Origin of the sequence: Streptomyces sp. NPDC086023 (genome assembly GCF_044540325.1) — a bacterium.
In the GTDB taxonomy this organism is placed as follows: domain Bacteria; phylum Actinomycetota; class Actinomycetes; order Streptomycetales; family Streptomycetaceae; genus Streptomyces.
Genome location: NZ_JBITRX010000010.1, coordinates 184,472 through 210,605, shown reverse-complemented (window position 1 = coordinate 210,605; position 26,134 = coordinate 184,472). Strand labels below are relative to the sequence as shown.

The following is a 26,134-nucleotide window of genomic DNA, read 5'->3' as shown; positions in this document are numbered from 1 at the left end:
CCCGCGCCCGGCCCCCGCAAGGGGTCCGGGCGCGGCACGACCGCTACGGCGTGGGCCGACGGAGTTGCCTCAGCTCGCGCTGCAGCGCCCACGCGTCCCCGACCGGCCCCACATGCCCGAGCTTGTCGGGGTTGAGGACCAGACGGATCGTCTGCACCCGCCCGTCCAGCACGTCCAGGGCCATCGCCTGGACCACCCTCCCCTCCCGGTCCCGGAAGAGCGCGCCCGGCTGGCCGTTGACCTGCCGCGGCTCCAGCGTGACGTCGATTCCCGCCAGCCGGGGGAACACCGCCGCCAGCAGCCGGGCCACGTTGTCCGCGCCGTGGATCGACCTGGCCAGCTGCGGCGCTTTGCCCCCGCCGTCCCCGGTCATCGCCACGTCGGCGGCCAGCAGGTCCTGGAGCCCCGCGACGTCGCCCTCGTGGAGGGCGTCGAAGAACCGGGCCGCCAGTTCGTCCCGTTCCCTGCGGTCCGCCTCGAAGCGGGGCCGGCCCTCGCGCATGTGCCTGCGCGCCCGGGACAGCAGCTGCCGGCAGGCCGGCTCCGAGCGCCCCACCGCCTCGGCGATCTCGTCGAAACCGAAGGCGAAGACGTCCCTCAGCACGAACACCGACCGCTCCAGCGGGGTGAGCCGTTCCAGCAGGAGCAGCGCGGCCATCGACAGCGAGTCGGCCAGTTCGGCGGACCGCTCCGGGTCCTCGTAGGGGTCGGCGAGCAGCGGCTCGGGGAACCACGGGCCGACGTACTCCTCCCGCCGGACCCGCGCGGAGCGCAGTACGTCGATCGACAGGCGCGTCACCGTGGTGCACAGGTAGGACTTGACCGAGGCGGGCCGGGTCGTCGACCGGTCGTACCGCAGCCAGGCCTCCTGCACGGCGTCCTCGGCCTCCGCGACGCTGCCCAGGATCCGGTACGCGATCGAGAACAGCAGCGGCCGCAGCTCCTCGAACTCCTGCGTCTTGCCCATGTCGTGCCTCCCCCTCTCCGGCCCGGGGCCGGTGGCCGGCCCCGGGCGTACGTCGTCCCGGCTTCCGTTCAGTGGAACTGGCCCGGCACGTAGTCGCCGGCCGGCTGCTGGGTGATCACGTTCAGCCTGTTCACCATGTTCATGAACGAAACCAGCACCACCAGGGCGGTGAGCTGCTCCTCGTCGTAGTGCCGGGCGGCCCGCTCCCAGACCTCGTCGCGGACGCCGCCGGCGCCGTCGCCGACACGGGTGCCCTCCTCGGCCAGCTCCAGCGCCGCGCGCTCGGCCTCGGTGAAGACCTTGGCCTCCCGCCAGGCCGCCACCAGGTTCAGCCGTACCGCCGTCTCGCCCGCGGCCGCCGCGTCCTTGGTGTGCATGTCGATGCAGACGGCGCAGCCGTTGATCTGGCTCACGCGCAGGGCCACCAGCTCCTGCGTCGCGGCCGGCAGTGCCGACGCCCTGAGCTCCCGGCCCGCGGCCATCAGGTGCTTGAAGGCCTTGGGGGCGTCCGAGCCGGTGACGAAGTCCAGTCGCGCGTCCATGGTGTGCTCCTCCGGTGTGGTGTCGGGCTACACCCACGGGACGGGACAGGCCCACGGTCCGTGACACGGCCTGGAGGTGACCCGCGCCACATCCCTCAGAGCTGGTTCGGGGCGGGCTCCGGGTCCGGGTCGGGGTCCGGGGGGCCGGCCGGGTCTCCGCCGCCTTCCGGGTCCTCGGGGGCCTCCCGTTCCGGCGCCGCGCGGAGGGCCGTGTGGACCGCCCAGACGACCGAGACCAGCGGGACCGCCACCACCGCGCCCACGATGCCGGCGGCGATGGTGCCGGCGACGACCGAGATCGCGACCACCAGCGGGTGCAGCCGGACCGCCCAGCTCATGACCAGCGGGTGCAGCAGATGGCCCTCGATCTGGCCGATGATCACGATCAGCGCGACCACGATCCCGGCGACCAGGGGCCCCTTCGACGCCAGCGCGACCACCGCGGCCACCGCCAGCGCCACCGGCGAGCCGATCAGCGGCACGAAGGCGGCGAAGAACTCCAGCAGCGCCAGCGGCACCGCGAGCGGCACCCCGAGGAAGTACAGGGCGATGCCGACCAGGACCGCGTTGACGGCCGCCACCAGCACGATGCCGTGGGTGTAGCCGGTGAACGTGCGCCAGGCGGCCTCCCCCGCCACCCCCCAGCGCCCGCGCACCCCCTCCGGCAGCTGCCCGCGGTACCAGCCCCACATCCGGTCGCCGGAGTACGTGAAGAACACCGCGGAGAACAGGGCGAGGGCCAGCACCGTCAGGACGTGCACCAGCTGGCCGGCGCCGCTGAGCGCGGTGGACACCAGGGTCGACCGGTGGCTCGACAGGTACTCGCCGAGCCGGGCCTCCAGGTTGCCCAGCGCCTGCGGGTCCACGTGGAACGGCGGCCGGGACAGCCACTCCTGGATGCTGCCGAGCCCGTCGCGGAACTCCCGCACCAGCGTGGTCCGCTCCCCCGCCACCGCCTCCCCCACGAAGGCGAGGAGCCCCAGGACCAGCGCGATGCTGCCGAGCATCGTCAGGCCCACCGCGAGCCCGCGCGGCAGACCCCGGGCCACCAGGTCGGCGACCGGCCGCAGCAGCGCGGTGACCACCAGGCCCAGGAACAGGGCCACGCCGATCTCGTGGAAACGGCCGAGGACGGCGAAGACCGCGTACACGGCGGCGGCGACGACGATCAGGCGCCACGCGTACGCCGCGGCCGTGCGCAGGAGCGGTGACACCCGGGGCTGCATGCCCTTGGACGTACCACCGGCGGCCGGGCCCGCCACGCGCAGGGCCCGAGGTTCCCCCGACCGGGGGGCCGTACGGGCGACCCGCGCCGGGCCGTCCGCTCCCGGGCCCCGGCTGGCCCGAGGCTGGACCCCGTGTCCCTCGTCCTCCCGGTCGTCTTCGCCGTGTTCGCCGCCTTCAGCAACGCTGCCGCCACCGTGCTCCAGCGGCGGGCTGCCCTGACCGTGCCGCAGAGCGAGGGCTTCCGGCCGGGCCTGGTCCTGGACCTGCTGAAGCGCCCGCTCTGGCTGGGCGGCATCGCGGCCGTGATCGCGGCCGGGGCGGGCCAGGCGCTGGCCCTGGCGACCGGCCCCCTGTCGCTCGTACAGCCCCTGTTCGTGCTGGAGCTGCCGCTGGCCCTGCTGATCGCCTCGCTGTTCGCCCGGCGGCCGCTGCCGGGCGGGCTGTGGCTCGCGGTGGCCGCCGTGGTGGCCGGGCTGGCGGTGGCGATGGTGGCGGCGGCGCCGGACGGGAACCGTACGCAGGTGCCCCTGGACCGGTGGGTGCCGGCCCTGGCCGGGTGCGCGGCGGCGGTGTGCGCGCTGGCGGCGGCGGGGCTGCGGCGCCCGCCGGGCCGGGCGCGGGCCGGCTGCCTGGGCGCGGCCACCGCGATCTGCTACGCGGTGACCGCCGCGCTGATGAAGTCGGCCGTGCACGTGCTGGACGAGCGGGGTCTCGGCGGCTTCCTGACGGCCTGGCAGACGTACGCCTTCGCGCTCTCCGGGATCGCCGCGCTGCTGCTCCTGGAGCACGCCATGCAGGGCGGCCCGCTGATCGCCTCGCAGCCCGCCCTCACCCTGGGGGACGCGAGCCTGAGCCTGCTGCTGGGGGTGCTGCTGTACGAGGAGCACGTACGGGCGGGCTGGTGGCTGGTCCCGGAGCTCGCGGGGCTGGCGCTGATCATGACGGGCGTCCTGGCCCTCTCCCGCCGGTCACCGGAGGAGGAGGCGGCCGGAGGGGTGGCCGAATAGGGTCGCCCGGCGGGACGCCGCTGCCTACGCTGCCCGTCATGAACACGCTTGAGATGATCCACGACGTCCCGGTCCTGCTCTGCTCCGCCGAGGGTGCGCCCGTACGCGGCGAGGCCGACGCGCTCGACCTCATCGGCGAGGCCTGGTACCAGGGCGCCCAGTGGGTGGTCGTGCCGGCCGGGCGGTTCGACGACGCGTTCTTCCGGCTGCGCACGCGGGTGGCCGGGGACATCGTGCAGAAGCTGGTCAACTACCGCATGGGGATGGTGGTGCTGGGCGACGTCTCCCGGCACACGGAGGCGAGCGAGGCGCTGCGGGACTTCGTCCGCGAGTGCAACCGCGGCGGCCAGACCTGGTTCCTGCCGGACCTGGAGGCGCTCCGCGCCCGGCTCGCCGGCTGACCGTCCGACGGGCCGAGGAGGGCAGCCCCGCACTCCTCGGCCCACCGGTGGCCGTCAGCGCAGGGTCCGCTTGTCCTGGCGGTACGTCATGACGATGGCCAGGCACAGTCCCGCGATCGCCACACGGCCCGAGGCCTGCAGGAGCGGGCCGCGCAGCAGGATGAACGAGTAGCCCGCGACCAGTGGGACGACGATCGAGATCAGGCTGCCGGGGGGCGACCTGCGGGTGGCCCGGCGGGCGTAATTGCGGTCGACCCGGGCGGACGCGTACCCCAGCCCCAGCAGCCCGGCCCCCATGCCGACGGGTCCGAAGTCCAGCCACAGCTCCGCCCACACCGGGGAGGAGAGGTTGGTGTTCACGGTGCCCATCCACTGGCCGACCATCACGCCCGTGTCGCGCGGTTTCCCGGGCCAGACCGAGCGCGGCACGATGAAGAACACCGAGCCGGCCAGCTGGCGCCCGTAGAAGTGGCCGGGGCCGGAGTCGGCGAAGGTGATGGTGTTGGCGAACATGCCGACCTGGTCGTAGTCCTTGAGCGCCATGGGCTCCAGGAACGAGGTCGTCTCGACCGGCTTGTAGTTCTTCTCGTCGTACCGGAACCGGTCGGCGAACGGGAAGATCAGCAGGGCGGCGATCACGCCCATGCTGAGCGCCACCCGGTACATCGCCGCGCTCACCGGGAAGACGGTGAAGAGCAGCGAGAACATCACGGTCATGAACCAGTAGCGCGGGTTCGAGACCGGGTTGTTGACGATGGCGTTGAGCACGACCAGCGCGGCCGTGGTGGCGATGACCGAGGGCATCCGGCGGGCCCGCGTCGAGGTGACCAGCCAGCGGGTGTACATCAGCAGGGCGAGCAGGGCCGGCACGGTGCCGAAACCGCGCAGGAAGGCCTGGCCCGCCTGGCTGTCGTCGGCGGAGACACCGGCCTCCTCGATGCCGGCGATGATCTCCTGCCGGCTGCTGAAGAAGACGGCGGGGCCGCCGAGCTTGAGGATGAACAGCGCGGAGCAGCCGAAGGCGATGACCGTCAGCAGCTGGAGCCGGCGACGGTGCACCATCACCGGCCGCTGCTCCTTCTCCGTGCGGCGGTCGGGCCGGCTGCGGGCCAGCAGCGCGCCGACGTCGAAGGCGATGCAGCCGAGCAGGATGAGCGCGATGGCCTGGGTGAGGTCGGACCGGGGGCCGACCACGGGGGTCGGGACCTGGCCCAGCACGGCCTGCGCGAGGGGGGCCACGCCCAGCGCCATGTAGACGAAGAGCCAGAAGGAGCCCTGGAGCAGCTTGCGGCGGCTGGTCAGGATCATGCCGGAGAGACGGGCGCCGGCGTACATGGTGAGGGCGAGCTGGAGCCAGAAGGCCGCGTCGCGCACACCGGCCCCGGACTGGGAGGCGATGAACAGCGGCAGGAAGACGGTGAACCCGAGCGCCAGCGGCACCGACAGGGCACGGGAGAGCAGCGTGCGGGGCGTGGTGACCTTGCCCCACTGCGCCTCGTCGGGCTCGTCGCGTCCGCGCGGCGGCACGGGCGGCCGGGGCCCCGACCCCCAGGGCGCGCCCGGCGTGGGTCCCTGTATGTCTGTCGCCGCCACCGCGCCCCCACCCCTGTCGTGCAATTCGGCCCGAAGTCTAGTCAGCGGTCCGCGGAGCGGCGATGGGCGGTCCGTTGAACCGATAATGTGAACGCCCGGTGCCAGGGGGGTGCCGGTGGGGGTGAATCGATGCGTGATCTCCCGGCCTTCACGCTGGCCGGTTACGACAAGGGCCGGGGCAAACTGACCCAGGCGCTCTGGTTCGCCGTGATGAACACGGTCTTCATGGCCTGGTTCACGCCGGCCCGGGTACGGGTGGCCCTGCTGCGCGCCTTCGGCGCCGAGATCGGTACGGGCGTGCTCATCCGGCACCGCGTCCGCGTCCTGTGGCCCTGGAAGCTCCGCATCGGCGACCACACCTGGATCGGCGAGGGCGCCTGGCTGCTGAACCTGGAGCCGGTCACCATCGGGGCCAACGTGTGCGTGTCCCAGGAAGCGCTGCTGTGCACCGGCAGCCACGACCACCGCGCCGCCGACTTCCGCTACCGCAACGCCCCCATCACCGTCGAGGACGGCGCCTGGGTCGCGGCCCGCGCCACCGTGCTCGCCGGGGTCACCATCGGCCGCCACGCGGTGGCCGCCGCCGGGGCCGTGGTCCACAAGGACCTGCCCGAGCTGACGCTGCAGACCATGGACGGCCGCCGCCGCGCCGTCGACGAGCCCAAGTGAGGGTGCACCAGTGAGAGTCCTGCACGCGGTCACGCTGCATTCCCCCACCCACGCCTTCGGCGGTCCCGTACGGGTGGCCCTGAACCTGTCCAAGGGCCTGCGGGCCCGCGGCCACGAGGCCGCCCTCGTCGCGCTCGGCGAGGGCTTCGACGACCCCTGGCCCACCGAGGTCGAAGGGGTGCCCGCCCGCCTCTACCCGGCGCGCAGGCTGCTGCCGCTCGGCTTCAGCGGGATGACCTCGCCCGCCCTGCTGGCCCGGGCCGGCCGGCTGGTGCGGGACGCGGACCTGGTCCACGTCCACCTGGCCCGCGACCTGGTGACCCTGCCCGTGGCGCTGGCCGCGCTGCGCGCCGGCAAGCCGCTGGTGCTCCAGACCCACGGCATGGTGGACCCGAGCGGAAAGCTGCTGGCCAAGGTGCTGGACGCGGTGGCGGTGCGCCGGCTGCTGCGCGGCGCGGGCGCGGTGCTGTACCTGACGCCGCACGAGCGCGAGGCGCTGGACGCGGTGGTGGGCGGTGCCGGGCTGGACAACACGGTACGACTGGTCAACGGCGTACCGGCGCAGGACGAGCGGCCGCCGCTGGCCGGCCCGCCGCGGATCCTGTACTCGGCCCGGCTGCAGGCCCGCAAGCGGCCGGTGGACTTCGTGCGGGCCGCCGCGCTGGTGCGGGAGAAGGTGCCGGACGCGGAGTTCGTGGTGGCCGGTCCCGACGAGGGCGAACTGGCCGCCGTGGCCGAGGCGGTCGGCTCGCTGGGACTGGACGACTCGGTCTCCGTACCCGGGGCGCTGACCAGCGCGCAGGTCCTCACGGAGCTGCGGCGGGCGCACGTGTACGTCCTGCCGTCGGTGGACGAGCCGTTCCCGATGTCGGTGCTGGAGGCCCTCGCGGTGGGCGTGCCGGCCGTGGTCACGCACTCCAACGGGCTGGCCCGCGACATCGCCGGCGCCGGTGCCGGACGCGCGGTGGAGCCGGGTCCCGAGGGCGTGGCCGCCGCGGTGCTGGAGCTGCTGGACGAGGAGGCGAACCGGGACGCGTCCACCGCCGCCCGCAAGCTGGCCGCGGAGTCGTTCTCGATGGACGCGGTCCTGGACACGCTCCTCGACACCTACGCGCGGGTTGCCGGGTAGGGAAAGGCGGAGAGGGCCCGTACCCGCGTGTCGTGCACGCGGGTACGGGCCCTCGCTGCTGCGCGGGAGCCGGACGGCTACGCGGGGATCCAGGCGTAGCAGCCGGTGGAGACGAACTCCGCGGTGCCCGCGGGGATCTTCGCGGTGATCTTCTCGCCGGGCTTGGTGCCCAGCTCAGGGCCGGCGGCCAGGCTCTTGCCCGAGCTGCTCCTGGCCTGCCAGGTGCAGCTCGCCGTCGGGGCCGGGGCGCGGTAGGTGCCCGGCTCCGGCCGCTTGTGGGTGCCGTCGCCGAAGCCCTGCTTCGCGGCGGCCAGGACCGGCTTCTGCTCGGGGCAGAGGTACGGGATCGCGCCCTCGGCCGCGGGGATCTCGCCCGCGACGATGGAGGCCACGGCGGCGTCCTTGTCGTGCTTGGCGGTGCGGGCGACCCGCTGGCAGGCCTCCTGTCCCGTCTGGAGGACGGCTGCCGGGTCGGTCTTCTCGGGCACCCGGCCGCTCAGGTACTTCTTCTCCTGCGGGGTGAAGGACCCGGTGACCGGCTTGAGCGCGTCGTCCGAGACCACCGGCCCGGTGGGCTTGGCCGCGGGCGGTGCGGTCGAGGGCTCGGCGGTGGGCGGCTCCGGCGCGGAGGAGCTGGCCGGCGGCTTGGCGTTGGCGGTGCCGCCGTCGGCCTTGTCGCCCGAGCTGCAGGCGGTGAGCGTGAGGGCGGCGGCCAGCAGGGCCCCGGCCGCGACGCGTCGGTTCAGGTGACGCATGAGGTGGCTCCAGGTGTGTCGGTGCAGGTGCGGGGTCCGGCCTGGTGGGCCGGACCCCGCACCTTCGTTCACTCGGCCGTTACGGCTGGCCGAAGGTGAGGATCAGCTGCGGCGTCCCCTCGTTGGCCGTGGACTCGGAGGACCACAGCCACAGCGGGTCGCTGCCGTTGCCGGTCAGCGCCACGCTGTACTCGCTGCCGAGGACGGCCGACAGGGCGGCCGTGTCCAGGTCGACGTTGTGCACGGCGGAGCCGTCGGCGATGCCGCCGATGGTGCCGAGCACGGTCGCGCCCAGCGCCGGCTTGGTGTTGTACGAGGTGCTCGCGCCGCTCCAGGTGCCGGTGACCGGGACCACGGAGACGGTGTCGGCGGTGCCGGCGCCCGTCTGGGTGGTGGTCTTGATCTGGAGGGAGGCGGCCTTCAGGACCTGGCCGGCCGGGGCGGCCGGGAGGTTGAAGCGCAGGTAGGTCTCGTACAGCGAGCCGCTGCCGCGGACCGCCATGGAGGTGGCGGTGCCGTAGCTGGCGCTGGGGGCACCCTGGTTGACGTAGGTGTCCTCGGCCGCGGAGACCTCGGTGACCGTCTCGGTCTGGGCCTTGGCCAGGTTGTAGTGGTTCTGGACCTGGGCCTGGGTGAGGGCGGTCGGGTAGACCGCGGTCTCGTCGAGCTGGCCGGCGAAGAAGTTGCTCGTCGGCCGGTTCGGCCAGCTGGCCAGGTTGTCGCCGCCGACGTGCCAGTAGCCCGCGTAGGCCTGGTGCGTGGTGACGCTCAGGGTGCCCTTGTTCTGGCCGTCGACGTACAGGGCCATGCCGCTCGGGCCCTGGGTGGCGACCACGTGGTGCCACTTGTTGTCGTTGTACGAGTCGAACAGGCCGGTCGTGATGGTCCGGGTGGAGCCGTTGTAGACGCCGAAGACCAGACGACCGGAGTTCGTCATGTAGATCTGCTTGTCGTAGCTGCTGCTGTTGCGGGTGGTGTTGTTGCCGAACCCGATCAGCTTGCCGCCGCGCGTGGTGCCGGTCTTGAACCAGGTCTCCAGGGTGTAGGCGGAGCCCACGGTCTGGCGGCGGTCGCTGTGCAGCTGCTCGTCGGTGCCGTTGAAGCCGATGGCCGTGCTGCTGCCGGTGATGGCACCCGGGGCCTGGCGCAGGGCGGGGCCGTTGATGTGCAGACCGCTGGTGTTGCCGTTCGACGAGTCGGCCACGTAGGGGGTGACCGCGTCGTCGTAGCGCCAGTACAGTTCGGCGCCGTCCTGGCGGACCTGGTTCGGGTACGCCTGGACCGAGGCCGGGACGGTCACGGTGGAGGCGGTCGACAGGGCGCTGGTGTTGCCCGCGGCGTCGGTGGCGGTCACCCGGTAGGTGTAGGAGTTGCCGGCCTTGACGGTGGTGTCGGTCCAGGAGGCCTGCGGGCGCTCCCACTCCAGGGACTCGGCGGTGACGGTGGCGACCGGGGTGGCGGAGCCGTTCCGGTAGACCCGGTACGTCAGCTTGCTGTCGTCCTGGTCGTAGCTGGTGCGCCAGCGGACCTGGGCCTCGCCGGGCTTGACGGAGGAGGCGCTGGCGACCGGGGTGGTCGGGGCGCCGACGTCGCCGGTGGAGGCGAAGCGGGTCAGGCCCATCTGCGGCTTGCCGTTGATGAGGGTGAACTCACCGCCGACCCACATGTACTTGACGTCGTTCTTCTCCGCGATGGCCATGACGCGCGGGCCGATGCCCTCGCCGATGCCGTCGTTGGCGTTGGGGTGCCAGCCGAGCTTGCGGGGGCTGCGGACGTAGCCGTCGACGGGCGCGGGGGCTGCGCCCTCGTGGTTGGTCAGCTGGGCCAGGAGGAAGTTCCGCTTGCCGTCGGGGAACTGGAGCTCGGTGGAGCAGTCGTGCGCGTGCGAGGAGCTGTAGAGCACGCCCTGGTACGGGAGCACGAACTGGGTGGCGCCGAGGCAGCGGTCGCGCCACTTCTCGGAGAAGTCGCTCAGGCGCAGGCCGATGCGGCCGTCGAAGACGCCACCGCCGGAGCCCTCGTTGCCGGTGTAGAAGCCGCCCTCGTCGTCGGTGGCGATGTGCTTGACCACCGAGTTCGTGGGGATGTAGCCGTTCGGGTACGTCTTGGTGTTCGCACCGGTGGTCGCGTCGACCACGGCCAGCGCGTGGCTGTTGGCGCCGTTGACGTAGAAGAAGTCGCCGCCGAGGATCACCTTCGCGCCGTCGGGCGTGACGGCGATGGCGCGGCCCGGCTCGTCGGCGTTGGCGGTGAACGGCTTCAGGGCCCCGGTGGAGGCGTCGACCGCGGCGAACCGCTGGCGGGTCGCGCCCTCGACGGTGCCGAAGTCGCCGGCCGCGTAGAGGGTGTCGTCCGTGACGGCGAGCGCGCGGACGGTGGCCGGGAAGGCCGGGTGGAACGCAGCCTTGGGGGTGCAGCTCTCGATGTCGATGGCCGCGACGCTGCTGACCGGGACGTTGTTGACGGCGCCGAAGTAGCCGCCCGCGTACAGCGTCTTGCCGTCCTTGGAGACGGTGAGCGCGCGGACCGTCGCGGAGCCCTCACCGACGGTGAAGGACAGCTCGCAGTCGGTCGGCGCGCCGGTCGCGGCGTCCAGCGCCACGAAGTTGACGGCCTCCTTCTCGGTGCCGCTGCCGCCCTCGGGCGGGGTGACGGCGGAGAAGGTGCCGCCCGCGAACACGGTGCCGTTGGCCTGCGCCATGGCGAACACGATGCCGTTGGTCTGCCAGGTCGGCAGCTCGTCGGCCGTGAAGGCCACGGGCGTGGTGATGGCGGACGCCTGAGGCATCACCATCAGCCCGATGCCGGCACCTGCGCCGGCGAGAGACAGGACGAGGGCGGCGGTCAGCCCTCTTGATCTACGCATGAGCCCCCCAGGGCAATTCGCCCGGTGATGAATGGCTGAAATTATCCGAACAGCCATATGTACTGGCGCAGATTAGGGCTCAAGCGAGGGCCCGGTCACCCCACTTGACCCATTGCATACCAATGGGTTCGAGCGAATCGGTGCACTGCGGACATACGGCACTACGGACGTTCGAACGACATGTTCCGGCCACGACCCGGTGGGGGTGACCGGAACATGCAAACTCTAGGACCTCAGCGGTCGATCCGGACGGTTGCCCCGGCCAACTGGTCCTCGACCTGGCGGATGTCGGCGTCCACCATGATCCGCGCCAGCTCGTCCACCAGGACCGTCGGCTTCCAGCCGAGCAGCTCCTGGGCCTTGCTGGAGTCGCCGATCAGGGCGTCGACCTCGCTCGGGCGCTCGTACTTGGGGTCGTACCGCACGTGCTCGTTCCAGTCGAGGCCCGCGTGCGCGAAGGAGGCCTCCACGAACTGGCGGACCGTGGCCGCGACGCCGGTGGCCACCACGTAGTCGGTGGGCTCGTCCTGCTGGAGCATCCGCCACATCGCGTCGACGTACTCCGGGGCGTAGCCCCAGTCGCGGACCGCGTCGAGGTTGCCCAGGTACAGCTTGTCCTGGAGGCCCGTCTTGATCCGCGCCACGGCGCGGGTGATCTTGCGCGTCACGAAGGTCTCGCCGCGGCGCGGGGACTCGTGGTTGAAGAGGATGCCGTTGACGGCGTACATGTCGTACGCCTCCCGGTAGTTCACGGTGGCCCAGTACGCGAAGACCTTCGCGGCGCCGTAGGGGCTGCGCGGGTGGAACGGCGTGGACTCGTTCTGCGGCGGCGGGGTGGAGCCGAACATCTCGGAGGAGGAGGCCTGGTAGATGCGGGTGTTCACGCCGCTCGCCCGGATCGCCTCCAGCAGCCGCAGCGCGCCGAGACCCGTCACGTCGCCGGTGTACAGCGGGGCGTCGAAGGAGACGCGGACGTGGGACTGGGCGCCCAGGTTGTAGACCTCGTCGGGCTGGATCTCGCGCAGCAGGTTCACCAGGGCCACGCCGTCCGACAGGTCCGCGTGGTGCAGCACGAAGGAGCGGTTGGCCGTCTGCGGGTCCTGGTAGACGTGGTCGATCCGCTCGGTGTTGAAGCTGGACGACCGCCGCACGAGCCCGTGCACCGTGTAGCCCTTCGAGAGCAGGAGCTCGGCCAGGTACGAGCCGTCCTGTCCCGTCACGCCGGTGATCAGTGCGGTCTTGCTCATGCGGGTTCCCCCAGGATCGTTGTTGTTCGTACTGAAATACGGGGTTGGTCCCCTGCGGGTGAAGCGGGTTTGACATCATCCGACGCATGACTGCATCGATGCCGTACCTGCCCACGCACGCCCGCGTCTTCGTCGCGGGTCACCGCGGCCTCGTGGGCTCCGCCGTGGCCCGGCGGCTCACCGCCGACGGCCATGAGGTGATCACCCGCGGCCGCGCCGAGCTGGACCTGCGCGACGCCTCGGCCACGGAGGCCTTCCTCAAGGACGTCCGGCCCGACGCCGTGGTTCTCGCCGCCGCCAAGGTGGGCGGCATCATGGCGAACAGCACCTACCCGGTGCAGTTCCTCGAGGACAACCTGAAGATCCAGCTGAGCGTCATCGCCGGAGCGCACGCCGCCGGCGTCGGCCGCCTGCTGTTCCTCGGCTCCTCGTGCATCTACCCGAAGCTGGCGCCGCAGCCGATCAGCGAGGACGCGCTGCTGACCGGCCCGCTGGAGCCGACCAACGAGGCGTACGCGCTGGCCAAGATCGCCGGCATCGTCCAGGTGCAGTCGTACCGGAAGCAGTACGGCGCCTCGTACATCTCGGCCATGCCGACGAACCTCTACGGCCCGGGCGACAACTTCGACCTGGAGACCTCGCACGTGCTGCCCGCCCTGATCCGCCGCTTCCACGAGGCGGCGGCCGAGGGGCGCGAGGAGGTCACGCTGTGGGGATCGGGCACGCCGCGCCGCGAGTTCCTGCACGTGGACGACCTGGCGGCCGCGTGCGCGGTGCTGCTGGCCTCGTACGACGGCGACGAGCCCGTCAACATCGGCTGCGGCGAGGACCTGACCATCCGGGAACTCGCCGAGACCGTGGCCGACGTGACCGGCTTCCGCGGCCGGCTCGCATGGGACACGAGCAAGCCCGACGGCACGCCGCGCAAGCTGCTGGACGTGTCCCGGCTGACCTCCCTCGGCTGGAAGCCGGGGATCCCGCTGCGGGACGGCATCGCGTCCACCTACCGGTGGTGGCGCGAGCAGAGCTGAACTCATCCGTGGTGCTCCTCAGTACGCTCCGCGCCCGTCGACGACGGCGCGGAACGTACGGGCCACCAGGTCGACGTCGCTGGTGAAGGACCAGTTGTCGACGTACTGGAGGTCGAGCTGGATGGTCTCGTCCCAGGACAGGTCGGAGCGGCCGCTGATCTGCCACAGGCCGGTCATGCCGGGGCGGACCGTGAGGCGGCGCAGCTCGACCTCGTCGTACTCGGCGACCTCCTCGGGCAGCGGCGGCCGGGGGCCGACCAGCGACATGTGGCCGGTGAGCACGTTGATGAGCTGCGGCAGTTCGTCGAGAGAGGTACGGCGCAGGAAGCGGCCGACCCGGGTGATCCGGGGGTCGCGGCGCATCTTGAACATGTGGCCGTCGTTCTCGTTCACCCCGGCCAGCTCCGCCTTGCGCTGGTCGGCGTCGACGACCATGGTGCGGAACTTCCACATGACGAACGGGACCCCGTCCCGGCCGATGCGGCGCTGCCGGTAGAAGGCGGGGCCGGGCGAGCCCAGCCGGATCGCGGCGACGAGGGCGAGGAAGACGGGCGCGAGGACCAGCAGGCCGAGGCCGGCACCGACCCGGTCGAGCACCGACTTCAGTACGGGCTGCACGCCGCGGCGCACCGGGGGCGCGACCCGCAGCACGGCGAGGCCGCCCGCGGAGAGGGTCTCCAGTCGCTTGACGGATATCTCGACGAGGCCCGGGAACACCGCCAGTTCGAGGCCGGCGTCGTGCAGGGCCCAGGCCACGCGGCGCAGCCGCTCGCCGGCCAGCCGGGCACCGGGGGCGACCAGGACGAGGTCGGCGCGCAGGCCGCGGACCGCGGCGAGGACCGTGTCGGCGTCCCCGGCCGGGGACGCCGGCATCTCGTGGGCGAGGCGGGCGGGCACCGGTACGCCGCTGGTCGTGCGGCCCGGGCCGACGGGGAGGGCGCCCACGACGACGTACGGGTGGTCGGTCCGGCCGGCCAGGTGGGCGATGACGCTCTCGGCGGCGTCCGGCTCCCCGATGACCAGCACCCGGCTGACGGCCTGGGCCTCGCGGCGGGCCGCGGCGAGGTGGCGGTAGGTCAGTTTGTGGCAGACGAGGGTGACCAGGAGGGCCGGCAGCAGGGCCGCGAGGGAGACCAGCGGGTGACTGGACTCGCCCGTGGCGGCCCGGGCAACGGCCAGGACACCGAGCAGAATCAGCCAGTCGTGGAGTACGGGCAGCGCTCCCCGGGACTCGCCCAGCACACGGGCGGAGTAGCGCCGGCGGAGCGTCTGGACGCCCGTCCAGGCGAGCGCGGCGCCGACCGCGCAGAGCACCGGTCGCGGCTGGTGGGAGGCCTCGAAGGCCAGGGCGACCGGGACTCCGGCGCCGAGCAGGTCGGAGCTCAGCGCGGCGGGCAGGTACCAGCGGGCCTTGTCACCGAGGCCGCGCGGGGCAGCTCCCGACACCGGCTCCGATCTGGCCACTCTCTGAGCGGGAACGTGAACATGCCTCATGGGCCCCCCTGGCACGTGTGGTCTCGACTGTCGCGCTCGTCCACCGCTTCCCCTGGCGATGGACGTCTGACGCACCGGGAAACAGTACGACAAACACCCGTACGGTAAGTGCCGTTTACGGCAAAGAGACATCTCGTTGCCCAGTCGTTAACAGCCGGTAGCCCTCATTCCAGATGACGGATGCCAGGCCACCCACCTGGGCGCCCATAAGGAGATGAACGGTTCGTATAGCGGACATGCCGCTTCGGACAACGAACCATTTCTGGCCAACCTTGCGTTGCGCCCCTGACATGTTCATGCCTCTGATGGCACTCTTCACTCCGTTCTGCGCACCGCCTGCTCTGCCCGGTGGCCCACCCAGCCGTCCGGAACCCCCCTGCAGAAGGAGTCCTGCGTTGAGTCCCACCCCCCATAGGCGTGCCACCGCGGCCGGCGCGCTCGTTGCCGCTGCGGCCATGCTCGCCGTCGGCATCCAGGCCGGTTCCGCCACCGCCGACGCCACCGCGTCGACCGCGGCCCAGGCCGCCCGCCCGAACCCGGGCGCCGCTGCCGTCAAGCTGACCCCCTCCCAGCGTGCGACGCTGATCGCGGAGGCGGGATCCGGCACCGCCCAGGCCGCCAAGGCCCTCGGGCTCGGCGGCCAGGAGAAGCTCATCGTCCGTGACGTGGCCAAGGACGCCGACGGCACGACGCACACCACGTACGAGCGGACCTTCGCCGGACTGCCCGTGCTCGGCGGCGACCTGACGGTCCACGCCCGCAACGGTGTGACCAAGTCCGTCACCAAGGCCACCCACCACACCATCAGCGTGCCGACGACGTCCGCCACGGTCGCCGCCTCTGCCGCCGAGAAGCAGGCGATCGGCGCCGCGAAGGCCGAGGGCGCCAAGGACGCCAAGCCCTCCCGGGCGGCCCGCAAGGTCGTCTGGGCCGCCTCCGGCGCCCCCGTCCTCGCGTACGAGACCGTCGTCGGCGGCCTCCAGCACGACGGCACGCCGAGCGAGCTGCACGTGGTCACCAACGCCAGGACCGGCGCGAAGATAGCCGAGTGGCAGGGCATCGAGACCGGCACCGGCAACACCATGTACAGCGGCACCGTGACGCTGGGCACCTCGCAGTCGGGCAGCACCTGGAACCTGACCGACGCGGGCCGCGGCAACCACAAGACGTACAACCTCAACCGGGGCACCTCCGGCACCGGCACGCTGTTCTCCGGACCCGACGACGTCTGGGGCAACGGCTCGCCCTCCAACCTGGAGACGGCCGGCGCCGACGCCCACTACGGCGCCGCCCTGACCTGGGACTACTACAAGAACGTGCACGGCCGCAACGGCCTGCGCAACGACGGTGTGGCGCCCTACACCCGCGTCCACTACGGCAACAACTACGTGAACGCGTTCTGGTCGGACTCCTGCTTCTGCATGACGTACGGCGACGGTGACGGCAACGCCAAGCCGCTCACCTCGATCGACGTGGCCGCGCACGAGATGACCCACGGCATGACCTCGGTCACCGGCAACATGACCTACTCGGGCGAGCCCGGCGGTCTGAACGAGGCCACCTCCGACATCTTCGCGGCGGCCGTCGAGTTCTACGGCAACAACGCCAACGACGTCGGCGACTACCTCGTCGGCGAGAAGATCGACATCCGCGGCAACGGCACCCCGCTGCGCTACATGGACAAGCCGAGCAAGGACGGCTCGTCCAAGGACGCGTGGTACTCCGGCATCGGCTCCATCGACGTCCACTACTCCTCGGGCCCGGCGAACCACTGGTTCTACCTCGCCTCCGAGGGCAGCGGCCCGAAGGTGATCAACGGCGTGAGCTACGACTCGCCGACCTCCGACGGCCAGCCCGTGACGCCGATCGGCCGTGCCGCCGCCGAGAAGATCTGGTTCCGCGCGCTGACCGTGGGCTACTTCAAGTCCACGACCAACTACGCGGACGCCCGCGTCCAGACCCTGAAGGCCGCGGCCGACCTGTACGGCCAGGGCTCGGCCACGTACAACAACGTCGCGAACGCCTGGGCCGCCATCAACGTCGGCGCGCGCATCGTCAACGGCGTCTCGGTCACCAACCCGGGCAACCAGAGCACCGTCGTCAACACGGCGGCCAGCCTGCAGATCCAGGCGACCTCCACCAACCCGGGCGCGCTGAGCTACTCGGCCACCGGCCTCCCGGCCGGCCTGTCGATCAACTCCTCCACCGGTCTGATCTCCGGCACCGCCACCACCGCGGGCACCTCCAACGTCACGGTGACGGTCACGGACTCGACCAACGCGACCGGTACCGCGTCGTTCACCTGGACGGTCGGCACCAACCAGCAGAACGTCTTCGAGAACACCAACGACTACGCGATCAACGACAACTCGACCGTGGAGTCGCCGATCGCCGTCACCCGTACGGGCAACGCGTCGTCGGCCCTGAAGGTGGACGTGAACATCGTCCACACCTACGTCGGTGACCTGAAGGTCGACCTCGTCGCCCCCGACGGCTCCGTCTACAACCTGCGCAACCGCACCGGCGGCAGCGCGGACAACATCGTCCAGTCGTTCACGGTGAACGCCTCCTCCGAGGTGGCCCAGGGCACCTGGAAGCTCCGTGTCGCGGACCTCGCGTCCCTCGACACCGGCTACATCAACAGCTGGAAGCTCACCTTCTGACCGGGGCGAGTGACAGCAGCGCCACCTGAGTGACCCACAGAACGGCCCGGGGACCATCCCCGGGCCGTTCTGCCCGTACGGACGGGACCTTCGCCGCACTCCCGGGCCCCCGCCCCGCGCCACACTGGAGCCGCGAACCTACGGAACCGTAGGTTCAGAGGCGACCCGAGGACGCGACACGCATGCCCGAGACCGCAGAACACCCGTGGCTGATCCAGGGCGGCATGGGCGTCGCCGTCTCCGGCTGGCGGCTGGCCCGCGCCGTCTCGGGCCCCGGCCGGCTCGGCGTGGTCTCCGGCACCGCCCTCGACGTCGTCCTGGCCCGGGTCCTCCAGCTCGGCGACCCCGGCGGCCACGCCCGCCGCGCCCTGGCCGCCTTCCCGGCCCCCGGCCTCGCCCGGACCGCCCTCGACCGCTGGTACCGCCCGGACGGGCTGCCCGACGACGCCCCGATGCGCAGCACGCCGAAGCTGCGCGCCACCGGCGGCGGCCCCGCCGAACTGCTCACCGTCCTCGGCAACTTCGTCGAGGTCTGGCTGGCCAAGGAGGGCCACGACGGCCCCGTCGGCGTCAACTACCTGGAGAAGATCCAGCCGGCCACCGCACCCGCGATGTTCGGGGCGATGCTCGCGGGCGTCGACCACGTCCTGGTCGGCGCCGGCGTACCGGGGCAGATCCCGGCCATCGCCACCGCCCTCTCCCGGTACGAGCCCTGCGTCACCCGGATCACCGTGGAGGGCGACGACGAGCCGCTGGAGCAGCGCTTCGACCCGGTCGCGCTGCTCGGCGGCCGGCCCGCCGGCCCCCTCCGCCGCCCGCGGGTCCTGGCGATCGTCTCGCTGCCGGTGCTCGCCGCCTACCTCGCCCGGGACCCGGCCACCCGCCCCGACGGGGTCGTCATCGAGACCAGCCGGGCGGGCGGGCACAGCGCGCCGCCGCGCGGCCCCCTGCGGCTCGACGCGGCCGGCGAGCCGGTGTACGGCCCCCGGGACCACCCCGACCTGGCCCGGATGGCCGGCCTCGGCCTGCCGTTCTGGCTCGCGGGCGGCCAGGCCGGCCCCGAGGCGGTGGCCGCCGCCCGCGCCGCCGGCGCGGCCGGGGTGCAGATCGGCAGCGCCTTCGCGCTGTGCGAGGAGTCGGGGCTGGCGGAGCCGCTGCGGCGGGAGCTGCGGGAGCGGGCCGCCGCCGGCACCCTCCGGGTCCGCAACGACCCGGACGCCTCCCCCACCGCCTTCCCCTTCAAGGTGGCAGAGCTCCCGGGCACGCTCTCGGAGCCCTCGGTGGCGGGGGCCCGCCGCCGAGTGTGCGACCTGGGGTTCCTCCGTACGCCGGTGCGCGGGGCGCGCGGGCCGGCGTACCGGTGTGCGGCCGAGGCGGAGGCCGCGTACGTGCGCAAGGGCGGCGCCCTCGCGGACACCCGCGGCCGGCTGTGCCTGTGCAACGGGCTGCTGGCCACCGTCGGCCTGGGCCAGCGCCGCCCCTCCGGGCGGCTGGAGCCGCCCCTGGTCACGATCGGCCAGGACCTCTCCTTCCTGGCCCACCTGTCCCCCGCCGGCGCCCCGTACACGGCGGCCGACGTCATCTCCTGGCTCAGCCCAGGCGCTGCCTGAACCCTGCGGGGCCGGTTCCCCTACCCGCCCTCCTCCGTTCCTCCCCCAGCCCCAGCGAATTCCAGCCTCGCCGGCGTTTGAGGCGCGGGGGTCTGGGGGCAGAGCCCCCAGGTTCGGGAAAGGGGCGGGGTGGGGAACCGGCTCCGCGCGGCGGCAACGAACCGCACCCTGCACGGGACCGGCACGGGACCCGCCCCCCGGAGGGCTACCGCAGCGGCGGCGGCGCAGCCGTGGACGCGGCAGTCGACGGCGCGGCCATCAGCCCCAGCTCCGCCCCGTGGGCCAGCAGCCCGTGGGCCGGCAGGATCCGCACCGTGTAGCCGAAGGGCCCGGTGCGGTCCAGGGCCAGCGGCCCCTCGTACAGCCAGCGGCCCTCCAGGTCCGGGCCACCTGCCGGCTTGAGCGGGAACACCCGCGCGTCGGTGATCACGTCCTCCGCGTCCACCCGGCCGGCCAGCGCCTGCACCTCCACGTCGTCCGGCCCGAGCGCGTCCAGGCTCACCTGCACCCGCAGGCTCAGCGTGGCGCCCAGCTGCGCCGTGCCGTTGACCGGGGTGGCCGCGAGGGCCTCCACGTGGTCCACCGCCACCCCCGCCCAGGCGGACCGCACCCGGGACTTCCAGTCGGCCAGTTCGCGGGCGGCGTCCGGGACCAGGGCACGGTGGGCCCGGGCGGCCGGTGTATACAGCCGCTCCACGTACTCGCGCACCATCCGGCCCGCCAGCACCTTCGGTCCCAGCGACACCAGCGTCCTGCGGACCATCTCGATCCACCGGCCCGGCAGGTTGCCGCCGCCGGAGCGGTCGTAGAAGCGCGGTACCACCCGGCGCTCGATCAGCTCGTAGAGGGCCGCCGCCTCCAGGTCGTCGCGGCGGTCCTCGTCCGTGCCGGCGCCGTCGGCGGTCGGGATGGCCCAGCCGAAGTCCGGCTCGAACCACTCGTCCCACCAGCCGTCCAGCACCGACAGGTTGAGGCAGCCGTTCAGCGCCGCCTTCATGCCGCTGGTCCCGCAGGCCTCCAGCGGCCGCAGCGGGTTGTTCAGCCACACGTCGCAGCCCGGGTAGAGCTTCTGGGCCATCGCCATGCCGTAGTCGGGCAGGAAGACGATGCGGTGCCGCACCCGCGGGTCGTCGGAGAACCGCACCAGCTCCTGCACCAGCCGCTTGCCCCCGTCGTCGGCGGGATGGGCCTTGCCCGCCACCACGATCTGGACCGGCCGCTCCGGGTCGAGCAGCAGCCTGCGCAGCCGCTCCGGATCGCGCAGCATCAGCGTCAGCCGCTTGTACGAGGGCACCCGGCGCGCGAACCCGATGGTCAGCACGTCCGGGTCCAGCACCGAGTCGACCCAGCCGAGTTCAGCGGCCCCGGCGCCGCGCTGCCGCCAGGAGGCCCGCAGCCGCTCGCGCACCTCCTGCACCAGCTGCTCGCGCAGCCCCCGGCGCAGGTCCCAGACGTCCGCGTCCGGGATGTCCGCCACGGCGTCCCAGCGCGCCGAGCCGCCCACCGACAGGGCGTCCTCGGCCCGTCCGGCGCCGATCTGGCGGGCGCCGAGCCGCATCACCTCGGGCGCCACCCAGGTCGGCGCGTGCACGCCGTTGGTGATGGAGGTGATCGGCACGTCGGCGGGGTCGAACCCGGGCCACAGGCCCGCGAACATGCCCCGGCTGACGGCCCCGTGCAGGGTGGAGACGCCGTTGGCGCGCTGCGCCAGCCGCAGTCCCATCACGGCCATGTTGAAGATGCCGGGGTCGCCGCCCTCGTAGGTCTCCAGGCCGAGCTCGAGGATGCGGTCGACGGGGATGCCGGCCAGTTCGCCGCCCTCGCCGAAGTGGCGGGCGACCAGGGCACGGTCGAAGCGGTCGATGCCTGCGGGGACGGGGGTGTGGGTGGTGAAGACGGTGCCCGCCCGGACCGTCTCCAGGGCTGCGTCGAAGCCCAGGCCTTCACCGGCGAGTTCCCTTATGCGCTCCAGGCCGAGGAAGCCGGCGTGTCCCTCGTTCGTGTGGAAGACCTCGGGCTCCGGGTGACCGGTCAGGGCGCAGTACGTGCGGACCGCGCGCACCCCGCCGATGCCCAGCAGCATCTCCTGGAGCAGCCGGTGGTCGCTGCCGCCGCCGTAGAGCCGGTCGGTCACCTCGCGGGCGGCGGGGTCGTTGTCCTCGACGTCGGAGTCGAGCAGCAGCAGCGGCACGCGGCCCACCCGCGCCTGCCAGACGTGGGCGTGCAGGGAGCGGCCGGAGGGGAGCTGGAGGGTGATCCGGCAGGGGTCGCCGTCGGGCCGGCGGAGCAGGGAGACGGGCAGCTCGTTCGGGTCGAGCACGGGGTAGTGCTCCTGCTGCCAGCCGTCCCGGGAGAGGGACTGGCGGAAGTAGCCGTGGCGGTAGAGCAGCCCGACGCCGATGAGCGGGGCGCCGAGGTCGCTGGCGGCCTTGAGGTGGTCCCCGGCGAGGATCCCGAGGCCGCCGGAGTACTGCGGCAGCGCGGCGGTGATCCCGAACTCGGGCGAGAAGTAGGCGACGGCTGCGGGCAGTTCCGGGGCGTTCTCCTGGTTCTGGTACCAGCGGTCGCCGCGGAGGTAGTCGTCGAGGTCGGCGGATACGGCGGCCAGCCGGCGCAGGAACCTGCGGTCCTGGGACAGCTCGGCGAGGCGGGCGGCGGAGACGGAGCCGAGCAGCCGGACGGGGTCGCCGCCCGCCGCGTGCCAGCCCTCGGGGTCGACGGATTGGAAGAGTTCGCGGGTCTCCGCGTGCCAGGACCAGCGCAGGTTGCGCGCGAGGCCGTGGAGCGGCTGGAGGGGTTCCGGCAGGACGGGGCGCACGGTGAATCGACGGATTGCCTTCACGTGTCCACCTTCGCAGGGGAGGTACGGATCGTCATGGACGCACCACGCTGTGCGTTCCGGCTTCACCCCAGGAAAGGTAGCCGCGTCGAACTCCCGCCGTTCCCGTTACGTATGAGTAGTTGACCCGAAGACCGGATTGCACCGCCCGAAGGCGGGGAAAGGCTGACCGCGTGCCTCCCCCGCCGGGAGTGCACCGTGCACCCGCCCCCCACTTCCCGCCACCCGAGTGAACGCGGACAGGAGCGGCCATGCCCGCACTTCAGCCGTCGTTGGAGCGGCTAGAAACAGACCGAGCAGAGCGTGCCGCCCCGGCGCGTCTCGGACCATGCCCCCGGAACCACCCCCAGGTGATCTCATGATCGGTCGCATTCCCGTGCTGGACGTCCGCCCTGCCGTCGACTGCGGCGCCAGGCCCGCGAAAGCGGTGGTGGACGAGGTGTTCGAGGTGTCGGCGACGGTCTTCCGCGAAGGGCACGAGTGCGTCGCGGCGCACCTGGTGCTGCGGGACCCCGCCGGCAAGGAGCAGCCGCCCGTCCCGATGCGGGAGCTGGCCCCCGGGACCGACCGGTGGGGGGCGCGGGTCTCGGCGCCGGCGGAGGGCCGCTGGACGTACACGGTGGAGGCGTGGAGCGATCCGCTGGCGACCTGGCGGGAGCACGCGGGCATCAAGATCCCGGCCGGGATCGACACCGCCCTGGTGCTGGCGGAGGGCGCGGAGCTGTTCGACCGGGCCGCCACGGGCGTGCCGAAGCGGGACGGCCGCGAGGTGGTGCTTGCGGCGGCGGACGCGCTGCGGGACGAGGCGCGTCCGGCGGCCGAGCGGCTGGCTGCCGCGGTGGCGCCCGAGGTGACGGAGGTGCTGGCGCGGTTCCCGCTGCGGGAGCTGGTGACGCCGTCGAAGGCGCTGCCGCTGCTGGTGGAGCGCAAGCGGGCGCTGTTCGGCTCCTGGTACGAGATGTTCCCGCGCTCGGAGGGCGCGGTGCTGCCGACGGGCAACCGGCGCAAGCCGAAGAGCGGCACCTTCCGCACGGCCGCCGAGCGGCTGCCCGCGGTGGCCGCGATGGGCTTCGACGTGGTCTACCTGCCGCCGGTCCACCCCATCGGCACGACCTTCCGGAAGGGGCCGAACAACGCCCTGAAGGCCGGGCGTTACGACGTGGGGGTGCCGTGGGCGATCGGTTCGCCGGAGGGCGGCCACGACGCGGTCCACCCGGACCTGGGCACCCTCGACGACTTCGACCGCTTCGTGGCCCGGGCGGCCGAGCTGCGGATGGAGATCGCGCTGGACTTCGCGCTCCAGTGCTCGCCGGACCACCCGTGGGTGGAGAAGCACCCGGAGTGGTTCCGGCACCGGGTCGACGGCACGATCGCGTACGCGGAGAACCCGCCGAAGAAGTACCAGGACATCTACCCCCTGGACTTCGACCGGGACATGGACGGTCTGGTCGAGGAGACGGTACGGATCCTGCGGTTCTGGATGGACCACGGGGTGCGCATCTTCCGGGTGGACAATCCACACACCAAGCCGGTGGTGTTCTGGGAACGGGTGATCGCGGAGGTCAACCGCAGGGACCCGGACGTGATCTTCCTGGCCGAGGCGTTCACCCGGCCGGCGATGATGCGGACGCTGGCCGCGGTGGGCTTCCAGCAGTCGTACACGTACTTCACCTGGCGCAACACCAAGGCGGAGCTGACGGAGTACCTGACGGAGCTGTCGGGTGAATCCGCTGCGGCCATGCGGCCCAACCTCTTCGTCAACACGCCGGACATCCTGCACGCCTACCTGCAGCACGGCGGCCGCCCGGCGTTCGAGGTCCGCGCCGTGCTGGCGGCCACCCTGTCCCCCACCTGGGGGGTGTACGCAGGCTACGAGCTGTGCGAGAACACCCCGCTGCAGGAGGGCGGCGAGGAGTACCTGGATTCGGAGAAGTACCAGCTCAGGCCGCGTGACTGGGCAGCGGCGGACCGCGAGGGCCGGACCATCGCGCCGCTGATCACCTCGCTGAACCGGCTGCGCCGCCGCAACCCCGCGCTCCAGCAGCTGCGCGACCTGCACTTCCACGAGACCGACAACGACCAGGTGATCGCGTACTCGAAGACGGCGGAGACGCCACAGGGCCGGAACACCGTGCTCGTGGTCGTCAACCTGGACCCGCACCACACCCAGGAGGCGACCGTCTCGTTGGACATGCCGGTACTCGGGCTCGACTGGCACGGGTCCCTCCCGGTGCGTGACGAGCTCACCGGCGACACCTACTACTGGGGCAGGGCGAACTACGTGCGCCTCGAACCGGGCCGCTCGCCCGCGCACGTTCTGGCGGCCCTGCGACCGTCCCCGCCGAACGGAGGGTCACCCGCCTCATGATGATCAACGATCCCGTCCACGACACCTTCGAGGACACCCCCGCCAAGGACCGCGACCCCGAGTGGTTCAAGCGCGCGGTCTTCTACGAGGTCCTGGTCCGCTCCTTCCACGACAGCAACGGGGACGGCGTCGGGGACCTCAAGGGGCTGACCGCCAAGCTGGACTACCTCCAGTGGCTCGGCGTGGACTGCCTCTGGCTGCCGCCGTTCTTCAAGTCCCCGCTGCGGGACGGCGGTTACGACGTCTCGGACTACACGGCCGTGCTGCCGGAGTTCGGTGACCTGGCGGACTTCGTGGAGTTCGTCGACGCGGCGCACCAGCGCGGGATGCGGGTGATCATCGACTTCGTCATGAACCACACGAGCGACCAGCACGAGTGGTTCCAGCAGTCGCGGATGCATCCGGACGGCCCGTACGGCGACTACTACATGTGGGCCGACAACGACAAGCAGTACCAGGACGCCCGGATCATCTTCGTCGACACGGAGACCTCGAACTGGACGTACGACCCGGTGCGCAAGCAGTACTACTGGCACCGCTTCTTCTCGCACCAGCCGGACCTCAACTTCGAGAACCCCGCCGTCCAGGAGGAGATCGTCTCCGCCCTGCGCTTCTGGCTGGACCTCGGCATCGACGGCTTCCGGCTGGACGCGGTCCCGTACCTGTACGCGGAGGAGGGGACGAACTGCGAGAACCTCCCCCGCACCCACGCGCTGCTGAAGCGGATCCGTGCCGAGATCGACGCGCACTACCCGGACACCGTGCTGCTGGCCGAGGCCAACCAGTGGCCCGAGGACGTGGTGGACTACTTCGGCGACTTCGCCAAGGGCGGCGACGAGTGCCACATGGCCTTCCACTTCCCGGTGATGCCGCGCATCTTCATGGCGGTGCGGCGGGAGTCGCGGTACCCGGTCTCCGAGATCCTGGCCAAGACCCCGGCCATCCCCTCGGGCTGCCAGTGGGGCATCTTCCTCCGCAACCACGACGAGCTGACCCTCGAAATGGTCACGGACGAAGAGCGCGACTACATGTACGCGGAGTACGCCAAGGACCCGCGGATGCGGGCCAACATCGGCATCCGCCGCCGGCTCGCCCCGCTGCTGGACAACGACCGCAAGCAGATGGAGCTGTTCACCGCCCTGCTGCTGTCGCTGCCCGGCTCGCCCGTCCTCTACTACGGGGACGAGATCGGGATGGGCGACAACATCTGGCTGGGCGACCGGGACGGCGTCCGCACCCCGATGCAGTGGACCCCCGACCGGAACGCGGGTTTCTCCTCCTGCGACCCGGGCAGGCTGAACCTGCCGGTCATCATGGACCCGGTCTACGGGTACACGGTGACCAACGTCGAGGCCGCGATGTCCTCCCCGTCCTCGCTCCTGCACTGGACGCGGCGGCTGATCGAGATCCGGAAGCAGAACCCCGCCTTCGGACTCGGTTCGTACACCGAACTGCCGTCGTCCAACCCGGCGGTGATCGCGTTCCTGCGGGAGTACGGGGACGACCTGGTCCTCTGCGTGCACAACTTCTCGCGCTTCGCCCAGCCGACCGAGCTGGACCTGCGGTCGTTCAACGGGCGGGTGCCGATGGAACTGACCGGGGAGATCCGCTTCCCCCCGATCGGCGAGTGGCCGTACCTGCTGACCCTGGCGGGCCACGGCTTCTACTGGTTCCGGCTGCGCGGGGAGTCCTGACCGCGTCCGCGCGGTCGGCGCACACGACCTCA

The 26,134-nt window shown here is 72.2% G+C and carries 18 protein-coding genes; 9 read left to right on the top strand and 9 right to left on the bottom strand.

The annotated features are described in order from the left end of the window. Positions 1 to 43: 43 nt before the first annotated feature. The 3 genes from ACIF6F_RS21310 to ACIF6F_RS21300 form a co-directional block, all read right to left on the bottom strand. Positions 44 to 967 (bottom strand): RNA polymerase sigma-70 factor, encoded by a 924-nt coding sequence (locus ACIF6F_RS21310; RefSeq protein WP_399948759.1) that lies wholly within the window; start codon positions 965 to 967, stop codon positions 44 to 46. Positions 968 to 1,035: 68 nt separating this feature from the next. After that, the gene (locus ACIF6F_RS21305; RefSeq protein ID WP_399948757.1) at positions 1,036 to 1,509 is read right to left on the bottom strand and encodes a carboxymuconolactone decarboxylase family protein; all 474 of its coding nucleotides are present in this window, start codon (positions 1,507 to 1,509) and stop codon (positions 1,036 to 1,038) included. Positions 1,510 to 1,604: 95 nt separating this feature from the next. Further along, entirely contained in the window at positions 1,605 to 2,735 is a 1,131-nt protein-coding gene (locus tag ACIF6F_RS21300; RefSeq protein WP_399948755.1) for an AI-2E family transporter, read from the bottom strand. A gap of 132 nt (positions 2,736 to 2,867) precedes the next feature. On the opposite strand from ACIF6F_RS21300, the gene ACIF6F_RS21295 reads away from it, so the two are divergent. Both ACIF6F_RS21295 and ACIF6F_RS21290 read left to right on the top strand, forming a co-directional pair. Further along, positions 2,868 to 3,743: a DMT family transporter gene (locus ACIF6F_RS21295; protein WP_399948753.1), complete on the top strand. Its 876-nt coding sequence runs from the start codon at positions 2,868 to 2,870 to the stop codon at positions 3,741 to 3,743. 38 nt (positions 3,744 to 3,781) lie between these two features. Further along, a complete protein-coding gene (locus ACIF6F_RS21290; RefSeq protein ID WP_399948751.1) occupies positions 3,782 to 4,144 on the top strand; it encodes a DUF4180 domain-containing protein in 363 nt (120 codons plus the stop codon). Positions 4,145 to 4,198: 54 nt separating this feature from the next. Here the strand turns inward: ACIF6F_RS21290 and ACIF6F_RS21285 are convergent, their stop codons facing one another. Next, the gene (locus ACIF6F_RS21285) at positions 4,199 to 5,671 is read right to left on the bottom strand and encodes a hypothetical protein (RefSeq protein ID WP_399948749.1); all 1,473 of its coding nucleotides are present in this window, start codon (positions 5,669 to 5,671) and stop codon (positions 4,199 to 4,201) included. Between the two features lie 195 nt (positions 5,672 to 5,866). On the opposite strand from ACIF6F_RS21285, the gene ACIF6F_RS21280 reads away from it, so the two are divergent. Continuing rightward, positions 5,867 to 6,406, top strand: coding sequence for a WcaF family extracellular polysaccharide biosynthesis acetyltransferase (locus tag ACIF6F_RS21280; protein WP_399948747.1), 540 nt, complete (start codon positions 5,867 to 5,869; stop codon positions 6,404 to 6,406). 10 nt (positions 6,407 to 6,416) lie between these two features. Then, positions 6,417 to 7,535, top strand: coding sequence for a glycosyltransferase (locus ACIF6F_RS21275; protein WP_399948745.1), 1,119 nt, complete (start codon positions 6,417 to 6,419; stop codon positions 7,533 to 7,535). A 77-nt stretch (positions 7,536 to 7,612) separates the two neighbouring features. On the opposite strand, the gene ACIF6F_RS21270 is transcribed toward ACIF6F_RS21275, so the two are convergent. The 3 genes from ACIF6F_RS21270 to gmd all read right to left on the bottom strand — a co-directional run bounded on the left by ACIF6F_RS21270 (position 7,613) and on the right by gmd (position 12,403). After that, positions 7,613 to 8,290, bottom strand: coding sequence for a hypothetical protein (locus ACIF6F_RS21270; protein WP_399948743.1), 678 nt, complete (start codon positions 8,288 to 8,290; stop codon positions 7,613 to 7,615). Between the two features lie 79 nt (positions 8,291 to 8,369). Next, positions 8,370 to 11,156 (bottom strand): DNRLRE domain-containing protein, encoded by a 2,787-nt coding sequence (locus tag ACIF6F_RS21265; RefSeq protein WP_399948741.1) that lies wholly within the window; start codon positions 11,154 to 11,156, stop codon positions 8,370 to 8,372. A gap of 233 nt (positions 11,157 to 11,389) precedes the next feature. Beyond that, entirely contained in the window at positions 11,390 to 12,403 is a 1,014-nt protein-coding gene (gene gmd, locus ACIF6F_RS21260) for a GDP-mannose 4,6-dehydratase (RefSeq protein WP_399948739.1), read from the bottom strand. 86 nt (positions 12,404 to 12,489) lie between these two features. Between gmd and ACIF6F_RS21255 the strand changes: the two genes are divergently transcribed. Further along, positions 12,490 to 13,434 (top strand): GDP-L-fucose synthase family protein, encoded by a 945-nt coding sequence (locus ACIF6F_RS21255; RefSeq protein WP_399948737.1) that lies wholly within the window; start codon positions 12,490 to 12,492, stop codon positions 13,432 to 13,434. An 18-nt stretch (positions 13,435 to 13,452) separates the two neighbouring features. Here ACIF6F_RS21255 and ACIF6F_RS21250 read toward each other — a convergent pair whose 3' ends face one another. Beyond that, positions 13,453 to 14,928, bottom strand: a complete 1,476-nt coding sequence (locus ACIF6F_RS21250; protein WP_399948735.1) for a sugar transferase — start codon at positions 14,926 to 14,928, stop codon at positions 13,453 to 13,455. Between the two features lie 455 nt (positions 14,929 to 15,383). Between ACIF6F_RS21250 and ACIF6F_RS21245 the strand changes: the two genes are divergently transcribed. Then, positions 15,384 to 17,591 (top strand): M4 family metallopeptidase, encoded by a 2,208-nt coding sequence (locus tag ACIF6F_RS21245; protein WP_399948988.1) that lies wholly within the window; start codon positions 15,384 to 15,386, stop codon positions 17,589 to 17,591. 182 nt (positions 17,592 to 17,773) lie between these two features. Continuing rightward, positions 17,774 to 19,201, top strand: a complete 1,428-nt coding sequence (locus ACIF6F_RS21240) for a nitronate monooxygenase (protein ID WP_399948733.1) — start codon at positions 17,774 to 17,776, stop codon at positions 19,199 to 19,201. Between the two features lie 205 nt (positions 19,202 to 19,406). Here the strand turns inward: ACIF6F_RS21240 and glgP are convergent, their stop codons facing one another. Continuing rightward, positions 19,407 to 22,043, bottom strand: a complete 2,637-nt coding sequence (gene glgP / locus ACIF6F_RS21235; RefSeq protein ID WP_399948731.1) for an alpha-glucan family phosphorylase — start codon at positions 22,041 to 22,043, stop codon at positions 19,407 to 19,409. 355 nt (positions 22,044 to 22,398) lie between these two features. Between glgP and ACIF6F_RS21230 the strand changes: the two genes are divergently transcribed. After that, the gene (locus ACIF6F_RS21230; protein ID WP_399948729.1) at positions 22,399 to 24,408 is read left to right on the top strand and encodes an alpha-1,4-glucan--maltose-1-phosphate maltosyltransferase; all 2,010 of its coding nucleotides are present in this window, start codon (positions 22,399 to 22,401) and stop codon (positions 24,406 to 24,408) included. Beyond that, complete coding sequence (treS, locus tag ACIF6F_RS21225) at positions 24,405 to 26,102, top strand: maltose alpha-D-glucosyltransferase (RefSeq protein ID WP_399948727.1); 1,698 nt, start codon at positions 24,405 to 24,407, stop codon at positions 26,100 to 26,102. Before ACIF6F_RS21230 ends, treS begins: the two co-directional genes overlap by 4 nt. Positions 26,103 to 26,134 lie beyond the last annotated feature (32 nt).